The 17,591-nt window shown below is 50.4% G+C and carries 18 protein-coding genes, 2 tRNA genes and 1 other RNA gene; 5 read left to right on the top strand and 16 right to left on the bottom strand.

The genetic code is table 11. The features are described 5' to 3' along the window. Nucleotides 1-518: 518 nt before the first annotated feature. The 14 genes from HPY52_14360 to HPY52_14295 all read right to left on the bottom strand — a co-directional run bounded on the left by HPY52_14360 (nt 519) and on the right by HPY52_14295 (nt 10,488). Entirely contained in the window at nt 519-1,964 is a 1,446-nt protein-coding gene (locus HPY52_14360) for a hypothetical protein (GenBank protein NPV81428.1), read from the bottom strand. After that, complete coding sequence (locus HPY52_14355) at nt 1,961-2,797, bottom strand: ABC transporter permease subunit (protein NPV81427.1); 837 nt, start codon at nt 2,795-2,797, stop codon at nt 1,961-1,963. Before HPY52_14355 ends, HPY52_14360 begins: the two co-directional genes overlap by 4 nt. A gap of 3 nt (nt 2,798-2,800) precedes the next feature. Continuing rightward, on the bottom strand, nt 2,801-3,742 hold the full coding sequence (locus HPY52_14350) for an ABC transporter ATP-binding protein (GenBank protein ID NPV81426.1): 942 nt from the start codon (nt 3,740-3,742) through the stop codon (nt 2,801-2,803). Between the two features lie 164 nt (nt 3,743-3,906). Then, the gene (gene bofA / locus HPY52_14345; protein ID NPV81425.1) at nt 3,907-4,185 is read right to left on the bottom strand and encodes a pro-sigmaK processing inhibitor BofA; all 279 of its coding nucleotides are present in this window, start codon (nt 4,183-4,185) and stop codon (nt 3,907-3,909) included. Between the two features lie 50 nt (nt 4,186-4,235). Then, nucleotides 4,236-4,532, bottom strand: a complete 297-nt coding sequence (locus HPY52_14340; GenBank protein ID NPV81424.1) for a DUF2508 family protein — start codon at nt 4,530-4,532, stop codon at nt 4,236-4,238. 154 nt (nt 4,533-4,686) lie between these two features. Continuing rightward, nucleotides 4,687-5,262 (bottom strand): recombination protein RecR, encoded by a 576-nt coding sequence (gene recR / locus HPY52_14335; protein ID NPV81423.1) that lies wholly within the window; start codon nt 5,260-5,262, stop codon nt 4,687-4,689. 51 nt (nt 5,263-5,313) lie between these two features. After that, entirely contained in the window at nt 5,314-5,646 is a 333-nt protein-coding gene (locus HPY52_14330) for a YbaB/EbfC family nucleoid-associated protein (protein NPV81422.1), read from the bottom strand. 113 nt (nt 5,647-5,759) lie between these two features. Then, nucleotides 5,760-7,637, bottom strand: coding sequence for a DNA polymerase III subunit gamma/tau (dnaX, locus tag HPY52_14325; GenBank protein NPV81421.1), 1,878 nt, complete (start codon nt 7,635-7,637; stop codon nt 5,760-5,762). A gap of 69 nt (nt 7,638-7,706) precedes the next feature. Further along, nucleotides 7,707-7,970: signal recognition particle sRNA large type (ffs, locus tag HPY52_14320), an RNA gene on the bottom strand. Nucleotides 7,971-7,995: 25 nt separating this feature from the next. Beyond that, nucleotides 7,996-8,090, bottom strand: a tRNA-Ser gene (locus tag HPY52_14315). A gap of 18 nt (nt 8,091-8,108) precedes the next feature. Further along, nucleotides 8,109-8,201: transfer RNA gene (locus tag HPY52_14310), tRNA-Ser, on the bottom strand. Between the two features lie 102 nt (nt 8,202-8,303). Beyond that, a complete protein-coding gene (locus tag HPY52_14305; GenBank protein ID NPV81420.1) occupies nt 8,304-8,735 on the bottom strand; it encodes a nucleoside deaminase in 432 nt (143 codons plus the stop codon). 114 nt (nt 8,736-8,849) lie between these two features. Continuing rightward, nucleotides 8,850-9,131, bottom strand: a complete 282-nt coding sequence (locus HPY52_14300; GenBank protein ID NPV81419.1) for a hypothetical protein — start codon at nt 9,129-9,131, stop codon at nt 8,850-8,852. A 121-nt stretch (nt 9,132-9,252) separates the two neighbouring features. Next, a complete protein-coding gene (locus tag HPY52_14295) occupies nt 9,253-10,488 on the bottom strand; it encodes a GNAT family N-acetyltransferase (GenBank protein NPV81418.1) in 1,236 nt (411 codons plus the stop codon). Between the two features lie 232 nt (nt 10,489-10,720). Here HPY52_14295 and HPY52_14290 point away from each other — a divergent pair, with 232 nt between their 5' ends. Continuing rightward, nucleotides 10,721-11,560 carry a DUF1638 domain-containing protein gene (locus tag HPY52_14290; GenBank protein NPV81417.1) on the top strand — a complete coding sequence of 280 codons (840 nt, stop codon included), beginning with the start codon at nt 10,721-10,723 and terminating at the stop codon, nt 11,558-11,560. On the opposite strand, the gene HPY52_14285 is transcribed toward HPY52_14290, so the two are convergent. Beyond that, nucleotides 11,547-12,359 carry an SDR family NAD(P)-dependent oxidoreductase gene (locus HPY52_14285; GenBank protein ID NPV81416.1) on the bottom strand — a complete coding sequence of 271 codons (813 nt, stop codon included), beginning with the start codon at nt 12,357-12,359 and terminating at the stop codon, nt 11,547-11,549. The genes HPY52_14290 and HPY52_14285 overlap by 14 nt on opposite strands. Before the next feature lie 361 nt (nt 12,360-12,720). On the opposite strand from HPY52_14285, the gene HPY52_14280 reads away from it, so the two are divergent. Together HPY52_14280 and HPY52_14275 are read left to right on the top strand one after the other, a co-directional pair. Next, nucleotides 12,721-13,923 carry a hypothetical protein gene (locus tag HPY52_14280; GenBank protein ID NPV81415.1) on the top strand — a complete coding sequence of 401 codons (1,203 nt, stop codon included), beginning with the start codon at nt 12,721-12,723 and terminating at the stop codon, nt 13,921-13,923. 1 nt (nt 13,924) lies between these two features. Beyond that, entirely contained in the window at nt 13,925-15,175 is a 1,251-nt protein-coding gene (locus HPY52_14275) for a hypothetical protein (GenBank protein NPV81414.1), read from the top strand. A gap of 76 nt (nt 15,176-15,251) precedes the next feature. Here the strand turns inward: HPY52_14275 and HPY52_14270 are convergent, their stop codons facing one another. After that, nucleotides 15,252-16,172, bottom strand: a complete 921-nt coding sequence (locus HPY52_14270) for a glycosyltransferase family 2 protein (protein NPV81413.1) — start codon at nt 16,170-16,172, stop codon at nt 15,252-15,254. Nucleotides 16,173-16,410: 238 nt separating this feature from the next. Here HPY52_14270 and ytaF point away from each other — a divergent pair, with 238 nt between their 5' ends. Further along, entirely contained in the window at nt 16,411-17,004 is a 594-nt protein-coding gene (gene ytaF / locus HPY52_14265) for a sporulation membrane protein YtaF (protein NPV81412.1), read from the top strand. Nucleotides 17,005-17,169: 165 nt separating this feature from the next. Next, complete coding sequence (locus HPY52_14260; GenBank protein NPV81411.1) at nt 17,170-17,352, top strand: hypothetical protein; 183 nt, start codon at nt 17,170-17,172, stop codon at nt 17,350-17,352. Nucleotides 17,353-17,591: the final 239 nt, after the last annotated feature.

Genomic DNA, 17,591 nt, shown 5'->3' with positions numbered 1-17,591 from the left:
CCTCCCTACCGCACCAGAGAATCTATCCCCCCAGTGCAATCGGGACTGTCCTCATAGAAATCTATAGGATATTGACTCGGGTCCTCTGACTATCTCTAGCCAGAATTTCCTCGCTCATACCTCGTTGAACCTGCTCTGTCCTTCACACTGTTTAGTTTTCAAGGAGCAATCTTATCCCGCGGACATCCTTTGTCCAAAGCCACCTTTCCGGCGCTGCCGGTTTGTCTTCCCGCATTGCCGTCCCGAGTGGCAATAATAACTATAGCACGCATCTAAGGCGGTTTCAAACAGCGATGATAGGCCCCTGCAGCATCTATGTAAACAAAATGTTACGTTCACGTTGAATAGCTTGCTATTTTGAAGTTATGCTCATGAATACGGATTTCAATAGCCTCTATCTATTATATGAAACAAAGAGGGGAAATAGTCGCAAGGATTATGTGACTATTTCCCCATTTTGGCGCCCACCATATACCTGCGCTAATGCAGCGCTATTGAACACTAAGACTATACTCCGATTATACAGCCGTGCTCCTGTCTTTGCTCGTCCCCTTCGCCCCGCCTCCTGCTCTCCGGCGTCTTGTAAGCGTGACCAGGGCTCCCAGGATCAACGGCAATGCTGCGACCGAATATATTGCCTTGGCATTTGCCGGCTGTACGGTCTTTATTATCCGCTGGCTTCCCGGAATTACATTCCCATCGCCATCAACAAGCCGAATCTGCATACCTTGCTTTGCTTCTAATTCAAGTTTAAATGCCTCAAAGGATGGCTGTTTGCCAGCCTCTCTTTCTTTCTCGGTAAATTTGACTATATGGTATCCCAGAGTATATCCGGGAGTTTGCTCCACCAGATATGGCTCTCTAGAGATAGTGCTCACTACCCTGCCACCCTCCAGCAGCTGCAGCTTCACATCTGTTCTGTCCTTCAGATGCACCCACATATACACATTCTCGAGTCCTCTGCCGGCAAAAGGTTGGTGAAGCTTGCTGAGTCGGGTATAATACTTCGCGTTGTATTCAGACTCATCAAATGCCTTGAGGAAGAGAGCTCTTTTGCCCTCCATGTAAAGGGCTTCACGGGGCTCATCCGTGCTAGAGGGCATAGTCCATTTTTCCTCTGGGATGATCTCGTATCCAATACCATTTCGTCGAGAGTCAAAGACGATCAACTTTTTGGAAAGGGTTCCCTGAGGCTCGACCTCTGGTTCTTTCTTTCCTTCCTCTTTTTGCGCGTTAGCCGCCTTCTGATCCTGCGCCTTCAGGTCAGTTCCATTCTGGCCCTTGTCAGCCGCAGGCTCTTTTTGTTCTACGAATTGCATGTTGTATACACCCGGAGGCAGATTGACAACGAAAGCCTCACTCACTTCGCTCACATATTCCTTTGGTGGGATAGGCTGCTCCGGAGCGACAGGAGGTGCCTTGAATTTCTTTGGATTCTTGTAAAACTGAGCGACTGCCTCTTCATATTTCGACTGCTGATCATAGTATTTGAAGAGGTCATTATAGTATTTATCTAGCTTTGATTTGTACTCCTTATACTTGTCCTCTGCTTCCTTGCCGAGGACCAGCTGCATATTCTCGCTATATGCGCCTTCAGGATAAACATAAGTGTATTTGGTAAGTGGAAGGCTGGCGATTTTCTTGTCTTTTTGCCATATTTCCAGGACTCCTTTGAGCTCTTTTCTATAGTCGAACCATGAGCCCATATATTCTTGAGTAATAGGCCAATAATAGACATCTGTGATCAATGGCATGACCAGATTGTTGGAATTCGATATCATGTAGATCTCCGGGATGTCCTTGGGGCAAAAAGTCCCCTGGAATGTCTTTCCATCCCAGAGATCGAGCCCATATACCCTTTCGCGTACCTTATCTGGCGCTGCTGCTAACACCAGACTGGAAAAGATGATCCCGGAAAGAGCGATTGCCAGGAAGGATATCAGTAATAATCGCCAATTTCTCACCTGGCTCGTACCCCCTTCCTATCAAAGGCCTGCACGGACAACCACAGGAGGATACCTGTGTAGATGATAGGCCCGACTATGCTTTGCGCCAACATCTTTGGATCGCCTATCCTGGCTGCCTCGACTCCCCGTGAAAGGTATGCGACAGGAGATATCCAATCAAGCCCCCGACTCAACCATGCGACAACTACCCGTGCATTCTCCACGATGGCCGGAACATCGCCCCTCAAGGAATTCACATACCCCTCCAGAAGAGAGAAGAGTCCGAAGCCCAGCATGATGAGAATGAACAGAATGATGGAGTTTCGGGTCTTAGATGTGCTGCTGGATAGGAATATCCCAAATGCAATCGCTGTAGAGACGAAGAATAGTGACAGCAAAGCCATCTTGATCAGGCTGCTTGTGAAGACAAGGCCGCTTATCATAGAAATCAGTCCGAACACGATGAGCGTACCGATTATGATGATGACAAATGCTGCGACATGTTGGACAAACTTCGCCATTACATACGAAAGAGAGTCCACTGGCCCATAAAAAAGGACTTCCAGTGTGCCCCGGTCCCTCTCACGGGATATGGCCAATGTCGCAAGGATCCCAAGATATAGCGTGAAGGCGACAATAGCAAGCAGAAACGGCATACTGAGCGGCTCAGCAGACACCTGGAGCCCTGCGTCGCTCACAGCCCCGATGAAACTCGAGACCATACCGGCTGATCCAAGAAGGGCTATAGCCGCCACTATATATATTCCGAAGCCGAGGAAGAGGGACCTTAGCTCTCTCAAGGTAAGAGCCCTAATTGCGCGAAGTCTGTACGATGTGGCTCTATTCTCCACTACTTATTCCCCCTCTCCTGCAAATTGTGACACGTGTTTTTCTGTAATGGTTATAAACGCGTCTTCAAGAGACATTTCCTGGCGCCTCAGGCCCATGACCATGCCACCCGCCTGGGTAACCGCCCGCGATATATCCAGACGATAATCTGAATCTGGTTTGGTATGCACTTCGATGGATCCATCGCCGATCTCGACCCGGGTCACAAAGGGTAACGATTTGAGAGCATCTATTACCTCTTGTTTTACCTGGTCCAGTTCAAGGATGAGAGTAATGTCAGAGGCCAGCTTGGCTCTCAGGCTTTGCATGGTATCCTCCGCCACAAGGACCCCGTTGCTCAAGATCCCGACCCTATTACAAGTACGCTCGACCTCGGAAAGTAGGTGCGAGGAAATGAAGAATGTCTTGCCCTTGCTGTGTTCCTCCATGATAAGGTCACGCACTTGTTTTATCCCATAAGGATCCAAAGATGCGACAGGCTCGTCCAAGACCAGGAGCTCGGGATCATGCATCAGCGCGCGGGCGATGTTGATTTTCTGCAGCATTCCCTTGGAATATGTTCTAAGTAGTTCATTCCTGCGGTCATAGAGATCAACTTTATGGAGAAGCTCCTCTGCCCTAGCCTTGGCCTTTGGCACGCTGTAAAGCTCTCCGAAGAAGAGAAGGTATTCTTGCGCGGTCATATCCTCATACACTCGCTGGAACTCGGAAGCCACCCCTATTTTCTGCTTAAGACCGAAATAGTCATCTTGAAGTTTGGACCCAAAAAGCAAGATTTCCCCGCGCGTCGGCTTCTCAATACCCAGTATCATCATGATAGTGGTGGTCTTCCCAGCGCCATTGGGCCCAAGAAATCCATATATTTCTCCCTTTGTTACGTGCAGGTTGAGGTCCTTCACTGCGGTAATCCCAGTGAATTCTTTAGTAAGACCTCTTGTTTCAATCACAACCATCCCCCCTACAGCAGCTTTCCCCCAATGCATGCCTCGCCCTCACGGAGCATATAATACATATGAGCATCCATCCGCTATACTTCTACAAGCGTAACACTATTCCTGCCGAAATCAAATAGGGACCATTGAGTTATAATGGGATAAAATACCTTTCAAGGTTAAGAAAGAAGAAAATAGCGGAGAGCAGCTAAAAGGATGACTCCCGGGACTCCAAGGGTGCCGGCTATCAATGCAGTAATAGGATTGACTGGGACATGGATGCCGAACCTCGCGGCGAAGACATTAAAAAACCACAAAAGAACACCCCCAAATATCCCATTCAAAACAAGCCTCACAAGGATCTTGAGCGGGACCAATAAGATGAAGGCGATGATGAACAATAATATAAGGCCCAGCAAGTAAGCCAAGATCGTGGCGATATGCATGACAACCCCCATACAAATCATATTCCGGGCCCGGCCCAGATATGACTGGCATGGAGGCAGGCCTACATCCTGGACATCTGGCTACGAGCTTTCTTCAGGAAATATGAATATTTCTGTTCAGCCGCCCGCAATGAATAAATAGCATGGTCTACCAAATCGGGGTCAGTCACATTATTGAAATACCTTTCCGCGTCCGTCCACTCTTTATACGCTATATCAATAGCTATTCTTAGATCTTCAAGATCAGCGTCTTTCCGACCTCGGGAGGACACCTTCGCCCTTTCCTTCGCATAGGATCTACCCACAAAAGAGGGCTGTAGATCCAGCAATTCGCAGAGCCTCCTTAAAAGGGAGATCATCTTGCGGCAGAAAGAAAGAGCCGTAATAAACCACGCGCTCATGGCCTGAGGCGTAAGCATCTTATCAACATCTCCCAGCTCCAGTATGACTTTCAGCAAATCTTCCTATATTGTCATTATTGTCCGGAGCTGCCTCAAATATACCGGAGGATGCTTACAATTCGCGTCTCCCCTCTAGGGCCTTAGCTAGGGTCACTTCATCTGTGTATTCAAGATCCCCGCCTACAGGGACCCCATGTGCGATCCTTGATACTTTCACTCCCGTAGGTTTCAGTATTTTCGAGATGTACATGGCTGTGGCTTCGCCTTCGACATCAGGATCGGTGGCCATTATGATCTCCTTTACAGCCCCTTCCTTGACCCTGGCCACAAGCTCCTTTATCCTGATATCGTCAGGCCCTATCCCCTCAATGGGAGAAATAGCTCCGTTTAACACATGATAGAGTCCCTTGAATTCCCGGGTCCGCTCCATGGCCAAGACGTCTTTTGGTTCTTCGACAACGCAAATTATAGACCGATCACGCTCGGGGCTAGAACACATCTCGCAGGGATCTGTATCGGTAAGATTACCGCAGACGCTGCAACTTGTCATCTTTTCCTTTGCCTCGATCAAAGCGTCCGCAAGATTCTTTGCCACCTCATCAGGCGAATCTAGTATAAACAAAGCCAGCCTTTGCGCCGTCTTGGGCCCGATGCCCGGAAGTTTCCTGAATTCATTTATCAACCTCATCAAAGGTGGGGCATATCTCAAAAATACATGCAGCTCCTTTATAAATCAAAATCATCGAATTAACCCCGGCATACCCGGAAGGTTTACACCGCCCGCGACCTTTCCCAATTCCGAGGCAGCCAACTCCTGTGATTTTCTCAATGCCTCATTTACGGCGGCGAGCACTAAATCTTCTAGCATCGTCACATCCTCCGGGTCGAGAGCCTCTGGGGAAATCCGAATCTTGATGATCTCCTGGTGTCCATTGGCGGTCACGCTTACAACTCCTCCGCCCGCTGTCGCTTCGCAGGTCATGTCCTTGAGCTGTTCCTGAACCCTCGCAATGTCCGCCTGCATCTTCTGCACCTGCTTCATCAGCTTGTTCATATTGCCCATTCCGTTCATTGTCAAGACTCTCCACACAGGACCGGGCTTTCGCCAGCCCTGCCGGAAATCCCTCCTTCCAGGATCTACTTATTATACTGTAGTCCCCAGTCTCCGCAGCAGGCAAATACCCCCTAATTCTCTTCCCTGTTGCCTACCGCCTTTAGCACCCTTCCCCCGAAAAACATGGCAACCTGCCTTACAATTGGGTCATTGGCTACCTCAGGAGAATTCTCGATCAACGGTCCCTGTTCACCAATATCCTCCTGTGAATTACCTTCATCAACAATGTCCATGGCCACCTCTGTAGCGCCAGCTCCCGCCGAGACGGCATTTTGTCCACTAGAAGCAGCCATCTCCCGGGCGGACGGATCCGGGGCCGCTTGGAGACGCGGGCCTTCATTAGCATCATCGCCATTTTTGGAGGCCGCCGATGACTCAAGATTTTCAAACCTTATTTCAACGGGTTTCCCTAATAATTCCTGAAAAACTGCCTCCACAGCTTTTCGAGCCTTTTCACGAGAAAGCAACTGAGAATTCATCTGATAGTTTTGGTTGAACCCGATGAATATCGCCGTGCCGCGTACATACGCCTTGCAGGCCTTTTCCAGAATAGACCAAATGCTCCCTATTCTCCTATCTTTGAGCAATTTGACCGCTCTTTTGAGAAGATCCTCTTCCTCGATGGTATTACACGAACCATAACTGGAATCAGACACTTCACCCGCCATCTCTGATGTCGAAGCTATTTCCTCAGACGGAGTTGAAGCCATTACCCGAGATGGAGTTGAAGCCATCGCCTGAGACGAAGATGAAGCCATTCCCTGGGGCGAAGATGCAATCAGTGATTTTGACGGTACCCCTTCATCCGAAGAGATGTGGGGCTCTGTGACGACACCGGCGCCGGCGCTGGACTCGGGAAGTCCAATCAATTTAAGCGCCCCGATTTCGGCAGTGATCCTCGGTTGGCTAGATGATCTCAAATCCCTGTCTATTTCAGATAGCTGCTGGATGATATCCATGAGCCGCTCAGCCGGAAATCGTCCGGCCTGTTCCATGAGAGCCATGGCATGTGCCTCCGAGACATCGGCTAATCCTGCCAACTGTCCCGGAGTCTTACATTGTCGGGCTATTAGAAGGCCCTTGAAATAATCCATTAGGTCTCTGAAGAATTGTCGGAGATCCTTGCCCTCGTTTAGTATATCATGTAATAATGACATAGCGCCTGAGATATCATGGCTTAAGGCGGCCTCGGCAAAGCTCTCGAGGGCGCGAGGACCCGCTATCCCCAGGACTCCCGCCACTTGATCAAATGTCACATGTTCGCCGGAAAAAGAAAGCGCCTGTTCCAGGAGGCTCAGCGCATCCCTCATCCCGCCCTCGGCAAACCTGGCTATCAAGCTTATGGCCTCATCATCCGCAGTCCTGCCTTCAGACGATAAAACACGACTTATTTGCGCGGCGAGCTCTTTCACGGTCAGTCTTCTGAAATCGAACCTTTGACACCTCGACAAGATCGTTGCGGGAATCCTATGTGGTTCAGTGGTCGCAAGAATGAAAATGACATATTCGGGCGGCTCCTCCAGGGTTTTCAGAAGCGCATTGAAGGCTTCCGTCGTGAGCATATGAACCTCGTCGATTATATAGACCTTATACCTTTCCTCTGCAGGAGCGTACCTCACCCGCTCCCGGAGCTCCCTGATCTCGTCTATGCCTCTATTTGACGCCGCATCGATCTCAATTACATCCATCGAATATCCGTCGCGGATCCTGCTGCAAGCTTTGCACCTATCACAAGGGTCTGGTGTTGGTCCAGCCTCACAATTCAGAGACTTGGCCAGGATCTTGGCAATGCTGGTCTTGCCGGTCCCCCTAGGCCCGCAAAAAAGGTAAGCATGGGCCACCCGTCCAAGGGCAATGGCGTTTCTGAGAGTCCTTACCACATGCTCCTGGCCTACCACATCCTTAAAAGTCTGGGGACGCCATCTCCGGTAAAGAGCAAGATAAGGCATGACAACATCTCCCGCTTGCAGATACAAAAATATGGTTCCAGCGGAACCACCTCAATAAAGAGATAGTGGCCGTGCACCGACCTTCGACCGCCGCCCCCAAACGGTACCGCGGCAGCCAGCTCCAGCCAGGCGCCCCCGCGGCACACGGGAAATTCTACTTACCGCTGCTACCTCCCGGTCCTGACGGGGTTCATAGACACCCGTTGCGCAGGACCCAGCCTTCGTCACCACTTACCGAGGCCAGACTTTAAGGATGGCGACCTCGGGGCGGAATTCAACCCCGCTATAGCGGATTGCGGGTACAGGGCACCGCTGCCTCCCCGTCTAGCACGGCCAATATTCACATAAAAATCAATAATGGCGGAGAGGGTGGGATTCGAACCCACGAGGCAAGGATCTCTTGCCTACCCGCTCTCCAGGCGGGCGCCTTAGACCAAGCTCAGCCACCTCTCCGATGGATGCTTTCTCAGATGGCGGAGAGAGTGAGATTCGAACTCACGGGGCAGGGGCTACCCGCCCACTCGCTTTCGAGGCGAGCGCTTTAGACCACTCAGCCATCTCTCCGCCGCCGGTCATTCCATGACTATTCTAGCAGGAAATCGCGGCTGTGTAAACCCTCATAGAGCGCCCATTTATGGAGCCCATTGTGGACATTCGCAATGTCTCTTACTCTCTCAGGCGCTGGAAGAATCCTTTGAGAAGGGACCTGCATTCTTCCTCCAGCACCCCGGATATCACCTCTAACCTGTGATTAAATCGAGGATCTTGCGCAAGATTTAGCAGCGATCCACATGCTCCGGCCTTCGGATCAAAACAACCAAAGACCAGCCTGTCGACACGCGCCTGAATAAGAGCCCCGGCACACATTGGGCAAGGTTCCAACGTCACGTACATGGTAGCGCCGGAAAGCCGCCATGAGCCGAGATACCTCGCGGCCTCCCGGATGGCCACCATTTCGGCATGACATGTAGGGTCGGATGAGGTCTCCTTCAGATTATGGCCCCGCCCGATTATCGTGCCATTCATGACAATGACCGCGCCAACCGGGACTTCCTCCTTCTCAAAGGCGCTGCGGGCTTCAACTAGGGCCTCACGCATGAAATGCTCATGGCGCGCCTCTCCGGATGAGTCTTCCCGATGTAAATGTCCTTCTTCCTGCAGGTTCATATGATTCCAGCCAGCTTTCGGCACGGCGCTTAACTGATTGTAATATCAATTGCCGGATTGTGAAGCCTCTTTGGAGGATCTATCCCGAGTTAGTATATCCTGATATAATCTTGTGTTCTTTTCAATATTTATAAGGACCTGCACCAGTTCAGAATACACTTTCACACCAAGATAAACGAAAAAAGCCACGATCAGGGATCCCAGCAAAGCTAGCGCCCCGCCTTGTGGCAAAGACAAAATCCCTGCGATCACTATGAGCGCCGACAAACCGTAAGCCATGATGTCGGCGAAAGTGATGATGATTCTAAGCGCCGGATAACGTTCCACCAACACTGACACCTCCCCTCGCCTCTAGACCTCAGATAAGAGTTCTTGAGCCATTGATCTGGCTGTTCAAGGCACTTCCGTCCCTCTATTCTATGCAGGGGCGAAATATAAAGGTCCTCTCTCAGACATAATTGAGGCCAGGCAGGGGAAGTGGTAACGGGAAGATCTTGGACAGGATGGCAGGCTCGCCTTCCGCCGCAAGGTTCACTTGCCTAGTGGCATTATCCTGCGTACAGCCAAAAATAAGCCTGGTTAGGGCACCATCATCAAATTGAATTCTCTCCCCAGAAAACTCAATAATATGAGATACACCGAAAAGCCGCTTGAATTCATCATCAGCAGAATCATCCCCAAATCCACCGGCCATCGGCTCGTCCCAAGCCCGCAAGGCGGAAAACTCTTCACCAGACAGCATTTCTTCAAAGAATGGCATAAGCTTCCTAAATAGCGCTGGGAAGTTGATGACTCTTAAGGTATGGCCAGGAAGTGGCGTGGGTGATCCCTTCACTCCTGCTCGACCCAAAATGCGGTGCATCTCCAGGTCATGGCCAGGGATGACCATCGTGACAGGGCCGGGTTTCACCTGCTTCATGAAAAAGGCTATACCTTTTAGCGCAGCATCCCTTTGCCCCCCGTATTCAAGCAACATTGTTGGGGCCGTGTCCCCGGATTGCGGGTTTCGCTGATCCCTCAGGATCAAATAGGCGAGACTCTCGCCATCATCCCGCACCACGAAGGCGTATTCATGGCCAAACATCCTCTTTTGGCCCTCATGTCTCCAGATAAGCTTCTTGAAGTCCGAGTATGGGCGATAGTGCCTCACAGGCTCCGCACGATGGATCCTGACGAAATCTTCGAAGTTTTCTTCAGAGAACTTCTCAAGCTCGATGCCTCGCACGTCCGCGGTGACTTCTTCTATCGCGCGAGATTCCTCGCTATCTACCATATAAGCGCGAAAGACGCCCGCCGGGACACACTGATGGCGCAGATAAAGGCCCCGTCCTCCCGAAACCAGCATGATATGCATCCCATCGCGATATAGTTTCTTCATGACATCTTGAAGTAGGATAGTTGCATACCCCCGGCCGCGATAGTCGGAGTCTGTGCATACTGAGCCGATGCAACCAGCAGTTATTTGATGCCCATACACCAAGATCTTCTGCTCCCATATACCGATGAGGGAAACGGGCTTCCCGTCTTCCACGATTACCCTGAGATTTTCCAAATTTTCCTCCCTATACAAGATGGGAAATTCAAATCCCATTCCCATGGAGCCGCCCTGCCCCCGGAAAACCTTGTTAGCAAGTTGAATTACTGACGAAAGCTCATCTGGACGTATCCCCCGAGGTCCTTCCACCAAACCCAGCCCCTTTCCCTAAAGCGCGAATTGATCTACGCAAAAGTATTATACCGTCACGAACTCGGACCTCTCAATAGCAGACGAGATATTTATTGGAGAACAATCCAATATGCGGAACCCCCCAGGGCATTTTCTATGATATACTTATGGTTAGCTCATCTCAAAGTGATTCGATAAAAAGGGAGGGTAGAGGCGCTTTCCTTCTTCGAGGATATTGACGCCACATCCTATGAATATAAAAGTCATTGCCTGCGATGTCTTAAACCGTGAGATATCAATGATAAGCAGCCAGTCGGAACATTTCGTGGATGTGACATTCTTGCCTCAAGGACTCCATAACGAGCCTGACCTCCTCAGGAGAACGTTACAGGAGCAAATTGACCTCGCCAATAAAGGTTTTCACCTGAGGTATCTAGAAAAGACCAGTCTCGACGATTTCAGCCTGTTTGACTATGACTTCATAGTGCTTGGGTATGGATTATGCTCCAACGGGATCGCGGGGCTTTCCAGCGCTAGGATCCCGCTCGTTATCCCCAGGGCCCATGATTGCATCACCATCCTTCTGGGTTCTAAAGAGAGATATAGAGAATACTTTGACTCACACAAGGGTATCTACTGGTACTCTGCCGGGTGGATCGAAAGGACACTCCAACCGGGAGAAGAACGCTATCGCAGAATCTATGATCACTATGTCAAGAAATATGGGGAAGACAATGCCAATTATCTCATGGAAATGGAACAAGCCTGGTTCAAGAGCTATCATTACGCCGCCTATATCGACTGGGGACTGCCAAGATCTTCTTTCTATAGAGACTATACGAAACAATGCGCCAAATTCCTCGGATGGCAATATGATGAGTTAAAGGGCGATAGAGGACTCCTGGAGAACATCATAAACGGGAGATTTCTCGGTAATGAAGTTCTCCTGGCGCCTCCGGGCGAGGAGATACATCCAAGCTATGATGACATGATCATCTGTTCGCAACGCAAAGAAGCGGAATGCCCCATGAAAGCGCGGCATGATTGCCCGGAATCCGCCATTCCACCGGATGGGCCTACCGGAAGTTGATGCCATAAAAGATCCGTATAGCGAGCTCGCGAAGGCTGTCTGGCATAAACCGGGCCAGAAACGGGAATTTCGTGGATATGAAATCGCCGGCCGGATATCGTGTGGCGGGATTTGCTTTCCGCGCAACGGCCAGGATTTTGCGGGCAACCACTTCCGGATCCGGGGCCTTTTGTAGATTGACATCAATGGTATGCCAGCTGGCGGCGGTCCATCTTTCATATGGAGAGTTCTTTTTGTGTCCAAACCTGGTAGCATTATTGAAATTAGTCTTGATATCGCCCGGCTCAATGATGGCCACTTTGACGTTGAATGGTCTGAGTTCCTGCCTGAGTCCCTCGGAAAGGGCCTCTATGGCGTGTTTGGTTGCTGAATAATGGGCCTGGAAGGGAATCACTAGTTTCCCTGCCAGAGAACTCATATTGATGATAAGGCCTCTGCGTCTTTCCCGCATGAACGGGACCACCGCCTGGGTTACGCGAAGAACCCCAAAGACATTGGTCTCGAATTGGGCTATAGCAAGCTCCATTGGAACTTCCTCGATGGGCCCGTAGATAGCAAAACCTGCATTGTTGATCAAAATGTCGATATGGCCGGCCTGGCTCATGACCTCAGCTATACCCTTATCCACCGAAGTCTGCTCAGTGACATCCATCTCCACGAATCGTACAAGACGCTGCAATTCTTCGGGCAGGCCCGGGACTCTCCCGCGATCCCGTATGGTGCCCCAGACGGAAAACCCTTCACGCGCTAAAAGTATGGCAGTAGCTGCTCCAATACCTGATGATGCTCCGGTAATCAAAACATTTTTCCCATATGGGGAAATCCTTCTTCCATGGCCCATGATATTCCAAGACCCCCGATTGACGGAGTTCAACGACGCGTCGCCATCGAAAATGACGACATTGACGTTTTCCTAACCGTTCGCTCAAATCATATTTAACGAAAAGAAATTCGTCAAGATATAACGAATTCCTCCACCCTGAAAAATAAGCCGCTGCCATCTCTCGCGTTGGAGTGGCGAGATTTTCGCCCTCATCTCGGACGCTACTTCTGTGCCATCGGTGTTATGGCAGGATTTCATTCCCCTTATATAGAAAGAATACCGTGTGATGCATAAGGTGTTAACTAGTCCCGGCCAAGATCGGAGGCATTTTAACCAATTGAAGCATGTCTTATTCATGAGCAATGGCCATGGCGAAGATACCGTCGGAGTTCATATCGCTCTGGCCTTGAGGGAATTTGCGCCTCAGCTGTCGATAGAGGCTTTTCCTATCGTAGGGACGGGAACCTCATATTCCAAGAATGGTTTTGCAATAGCAGGGCCAACCCGTGAAATGCCAAGCGGAGGTTTTCTCTACCAGAGCTTAGGTTATATAGTGAGAGATGTTGCCTCAGGACTTGTGGGGCTTACCATAAAGCAGCTGGCATCCTTGAGATCCATGCGTTCCCGGTTTGCCCTGGCGATAGGCGTGGGAGACAATGTACCACTGTTCTTTAATAGCCTCGCCCTCAGGACACCCATGGTCTTCGTGGGAGTAGCGAGATCTGCGCGCTATAAGGACGGACGAAATCCCTATAGCAGACTCGAATGCAATATAATGCGCAAGTGGTGCAAGAAGGTATTTGTGAGAGATCCTGAGACCCGAGATGCCCTAAATAGGGAGGGTGTTCCTGCCTCCTATGTGGGGAACCCCATGATGGATTGTCTCGAGGTGTCAACTACCATACCGGATTTTCTGGAATCAGAAACTGTGATCGGGATTCTCCCGGGAAGCCGGGAAGAGGCCTATTCTCACATACAGTTCCTGCTCCCGGTTTTGAAGGAATTCGCCATGAGATTCCGTAAGCCAATTACTTTTGCGTTTGCTCTGGCGAATACCCTTGATTTCGATTTGGTCCTGGATATAGCCAGCCAATCTCTCAACACCTCGGGGGCGCCCGTCGCAAACTCATCATGGCAAAAGCCACACAGGGCGGTGGAATATGCTCTCGAGGGCGGCTCCAAGATTGTCATGGCTACTAATCTATTCGGCGAGATACTTGCGACATCTGCAGTAGTAATAGGCCTGTCCGGAACAGGAAATGAGCAAGCCGCGGGTATGGGATGCCCGATCATCATTTTTCCCGGGGATGGCCCTCAAATCACCGAGAGATTCGTCCGCAAACAAAAGAAACTTCTCGGGGAAGCATTGAGTGTGGTGCGCCGTGATCCCGGAGAGATTATGAGGAATATTGAGGGGCTTTTGCTCGATCCCCAACGCAGAGAAGCCATGAGCCGTGAAGGCCGCCGGCTATTGGAAGGCAAGGGCTCGTGTCATAGGATAGCAGCAGAAATTGTAGATGTACTGGAGGGGGGCCTATAGTTTGAACCTGGATCTAGACGCAGTAAAATCTGAACCAGCTACAAATATCGTAAGAATAGGAAAATGGATCCGATCATCCGGCAGATATCTTGAGATGGCCGCATGGTACCTGGGCGCCTTTGGACTTGCCCTCGGCCACACGGTCATAGCCCAGTTAGTCCTCTTACCATTCGCTTTTCATGATCTCCTGGCAAGCAGGTGGAACTACCGGCTCGGGTCGCGGGGTTTTCAGCCGTTCTCGAGGCTGGATCCTCTCTCAATCCTTGCCACATGGATGTTATTTTCGTCAATTTTTGCCTACAAGCGTGACAATGCTTTTGGAAGCACGTTCGGCCTCATCCTGACAGGGTGGATCTCGCTATGGGCAGTCAATAAGATATTCTATCATGATTCACAAGAAAACGGGAATGCCAAAGCAGGCCCGCGCATCCTGACGGCTTTTCTTGCCGGATCGGCCATTGGCGCGCTATATGCATTATGGAGGTTCATCCCCAACATGATGATGAACCGGTGGTATATAAGAGCAGAGCTACCCTTTGCTGGCTGCAATGCCGCTGGTACGCTCTTCGCCCTGGCCATACTCCTGGCCAGCGGCTGCATGAGCAAAGCAAGGACACCTCAAAAGCTCGGCCTTGGAATCCTCATATTGCTGGAATTTCTCGCTCTCATGGCAACTCAGTCCAGAGGGGCTCTCCTCGCCCTGGCTGCGGGGCTTGTCATCCAAGCCGCCCGCAATAAACGATTCGCCGTCATCATTGCCATCCTGGCCGGAATGCTTGCATTATCAGTGGCATTTTACCCGCCGCTGAAAGGACGCTATCTTCCGCTCATCAATCCCGGCTCTTCATTCAAGGACCGGATAGAAATCTGGCGCACGGCCGCCATGATGATCAGGGATAATCCGCTTGTAGGCATCGGAGTAAACAATTTCCGTTCAATCTATGTGAAATACCCTCATCCCGAATTCATGCACGACCCACAGCCATTCGCACATAATATTCTTCTCGAGATGGGCGCAAGCACCGGGCTACCCGGCCTTGCCCTTTTCCTGTGGGTCATCGCCGCCGGACTGATCAATGGGGTCAAAGCTGCGAAATCCGCGCGGCACAGTCATCAAGGCTGGGTTGGAATCGTGCTCTTCATAGCGCTGCTGGTGCACCTGCAGGTCGATATAGTTGTCTATTCCATCGATATGGCTCCCCTCTTCTTCATCATCTACGGAGCTTTGAGGGAGATGGCTGCCGCCAGGTAGTCCGCCATGGCGTCTAGCCGGAGCCATCAATGGATGAAATGATGTGAGTAGCAACTAGGGTGCACGAAACCCAACTTCATGCGCCGTCATAAGCAAATTCTGGTATCTCCGGCTCACATGGTTTGATGTATTCCTCTTCCATTTTAGCCCGCGCTCTTGTGTAGACCTCTAAGGCAGAGCGTATTTCGGACGCCCTCCTTTCATCTGAAGCCGCAGCGAGCTCTTTCCTTAGAGCGCGGATTCTAAACCAGATTTCAAACCTCAGCGCCAACAAGGCAATGCGCGCAAGATTTGGATAATGCCTCTTGTAATAATAGATATTACTCTTGTATAGTTCACCTATAATCTTTGGGATATTCTGCTTCCGCCCTTGTCCGAGAGCATGTATTACTCCGATTTCAGGCAGGTGAAAGAAATTGCAGCCTGCGCGTCTCGCCCTCTCGGCCCAGTCAAGATCCTCATTATAGAAATAATAATGTTCGTCATATCCACCGACCTTGTGAAAGGCTCTGCTCCTGATCATCGCAAAGGTCGTCCCTACGAAATCTTCACGAAATGGCCGATTTTTCTTCACAGGAAGAAGCCTCATTATATGAGTTCTGGTCTTCTGCGGGGTCATATCGGGATAGAAAAGTGGGCAGGAGACCCCATCTACATCCGGATTTTCCTCCATGAAAGAGATCATTTCGCGAATAGTTCCGGGAAGTGCTATCACATCACTGTTCATTACAATGATAAGATCCGAAACCCTCACAGCTTCTGCGATGCCCATGTTAAAAGCTCTGGCAGGGCCGAGGTTATCGGAATTTGCGATTACATCAACATCCGGGAAGTCCTTTTTTAGCATATCTACAGTGCCATCTGTGGAAGCATTATCCACGACGATAATCTTCCACACACCAGAAAGAGCATCTCGTTCCATCCTGAGACTGTCAAGACATTTCCTCAGGAGTTCTCGGGTTTGATATGTCACTATCACAATGGCAAGTTCCACCATAAGACAACGCCCCTCGGATCAGTCGTTGCAGGCTCCCGGCCGTTCAACCAGCCACATGACACCCAACCGCCGTACCTATTATGCCGTCTCGACGGACTTATTTCAATGCCCACACTTCAATTCTACATAGCACCCTCCTGCCAATCCCTAATCACCCTTCGAGCCCTTTTGCCATAACCTAAGAAAGTAGCACCCGGCAATCTATATAACCATGAAACCGTCCAAAGGAGGCAATGGCATGCAATCCCTGGGCATTCTATTATTAGCTTTCGCAGTAAGCATCGATGGATTCGTCGTGGGAGTCGTCTATGGGATGCGGGGCATAAAAATCCCACTCTTATCTCTCCTGATCATGAATGCGGCATCAGCTCTCATGATCTACATCTCGATGTCACTCGGGCGACACATAGGTATATACATTGGCCAGCGCGCATCGCGAATCCTCGGGGGCGGGATACTCATCATCCTTGGATTATTGGCCATTCTGAATGGACGACAGGAAAGGGACCGGCAGGTCCCCAAGAGACACATAATTCACCTCCTCAAGATGCCAGAAAAGGCTGATGTTGACCATTCGGGAGCCATCAGTGTGGCTGAGGCCCTTCCCCTTGGGATTGCCCTCGCCATGGATGCATTCGGCGCTGGCATCGGAGCCGGAGTAATAGGATATTGGAGCCATCTCGCCCCCCTTGTTGTGGGCGCCATCCAATTCGTTTTGGTTTTCCTTGGAACACTCACCGGGAGGGTTTATCTCGCCCGGAGGCTATCCTCCACGGCAACCTTCCTTCCCGGGGGAATTCTCATCATGTTGGGGATAGTAAAGCTATTCTGATCTCCACAGCGCCTTCCCAGGGTGCCTGGCTTTAAAGGCGCTATTACCACAGATAGATGCGAAGTTTAACATCGAATTTACCCGTTATTTACCAAATCTGCTTCAAAAGGGAGTATTATAAGGACGGATGGGGGATGACCCCCGAGAAAGGAGGCGAAATGTTCAATGCACAGCACTACATGCCCGGATTGCAAAAGGCAAGTATCAAGCTGGGAGCTCTTCTGCCCCTATTGTGGAGGGGAGACAAAAAGGAAGGCAATAGCAGCGGTACGCGCTGAAAGCGCCAGGAAAGAAGCCAGGTCCAGTTCGGTGACAACCAGGCTTCTAAACATGCTAAAGTCCATCTAAGAAATGATTCAGGTGAGCAAGAAATGATCAAATGCGCAAGTGAGCGGCAGGACCCTAAATCAAAGGACCTGCCGCTCATTGCATAATTATTCACTATATGATTATAATATTCCTCACCGTGTGGCGCCAATGCCCATCGCCCGTGTCGTTCCTATGCAAATCCTTAGATCTCTCGAATTTATATTCTTGACATTTGGCCTCACCTTCGTTATCGTTGTTTTAATTAAGCCAAATCAACA

This window comes from Bacillota bacterium, assembly GCA_013178415.1.
Taxonomy (GTDB): domain Bacteria; phylum Bacillota; class SHA-98; order Ch115; family Ch115; genus Ch115.
The sequence above is the reverse complement of the archived record's forward strand: the minus strand, read 5'-3'. Positions and strand labels throughout refer to the sequence as shown.

Coding starts and splice junctions, on each gene's coding strand:
- bofA (NPV81425.1), bottom strand. CDS start 4,185: ATGGGGGTTGTCATGCATATCGCCACGATCTTGGCTTACTTGCTGGGC.
- HPY52_14340 (NPV81424.1), bottom strand. CDS start 4,532: ATGATCTCCCTTTTAAGGAGGCTCTGCGAATTGCTGGATCTACAGCCC.
- recR (NPV81423.1), bottom strand. CDS start 5,262: ATGAGGTTGATAAATGAATTCAGGAAACTTCCGGGCATCGGGCCCAAG.
- HPY52_14330 (NPV81422.1), bottom strand. CDS start 5,646: ATGAACGGAATGGGCAATATGAACAAGCTGATGAAGCAGGTGCAGAAG.
- dnaX (NPV81421.1), bottom strand. CDS start 7,637: ATGCCTTATCTTGCTCTTTACCGGAGATGGCGTCCCCAGACTTTTAAG.
- HPY52_14305 (NPV81420.1), bottom strand. CDS start 8,735: ATGCGTGAGGCCCTAGTTGAAGCCCGCAGCGCCTTTGAGAAGGAGGAA.
- HPY52_14290 (NPV81417.1), top strand. CDS start 10,721: ATGAATATAAAAGTCATTGCCTGCGATGTCTTAAACCGTGAGATATCA.
- HPY52_14270 (NPV81413.1), bottom strand. CDS start 16,172: ATGGTGGAACTTGCCATTGTGATAGTGACATATCAAACCCGAGAACTC.
- ytaF (NPV81412.1), top strand. CDS start 16,411: ATGCAATCCCTGGGCATTCTATTATTAGCTTTCGCAGTAAGCATCGAT.
- HPY52_14260 (NPV81411.1), top strand. CDS start 17,170: ATGCACAGCACTACATGCCCGGATTGCAAAAGGCAAGTATCAAGCTGG.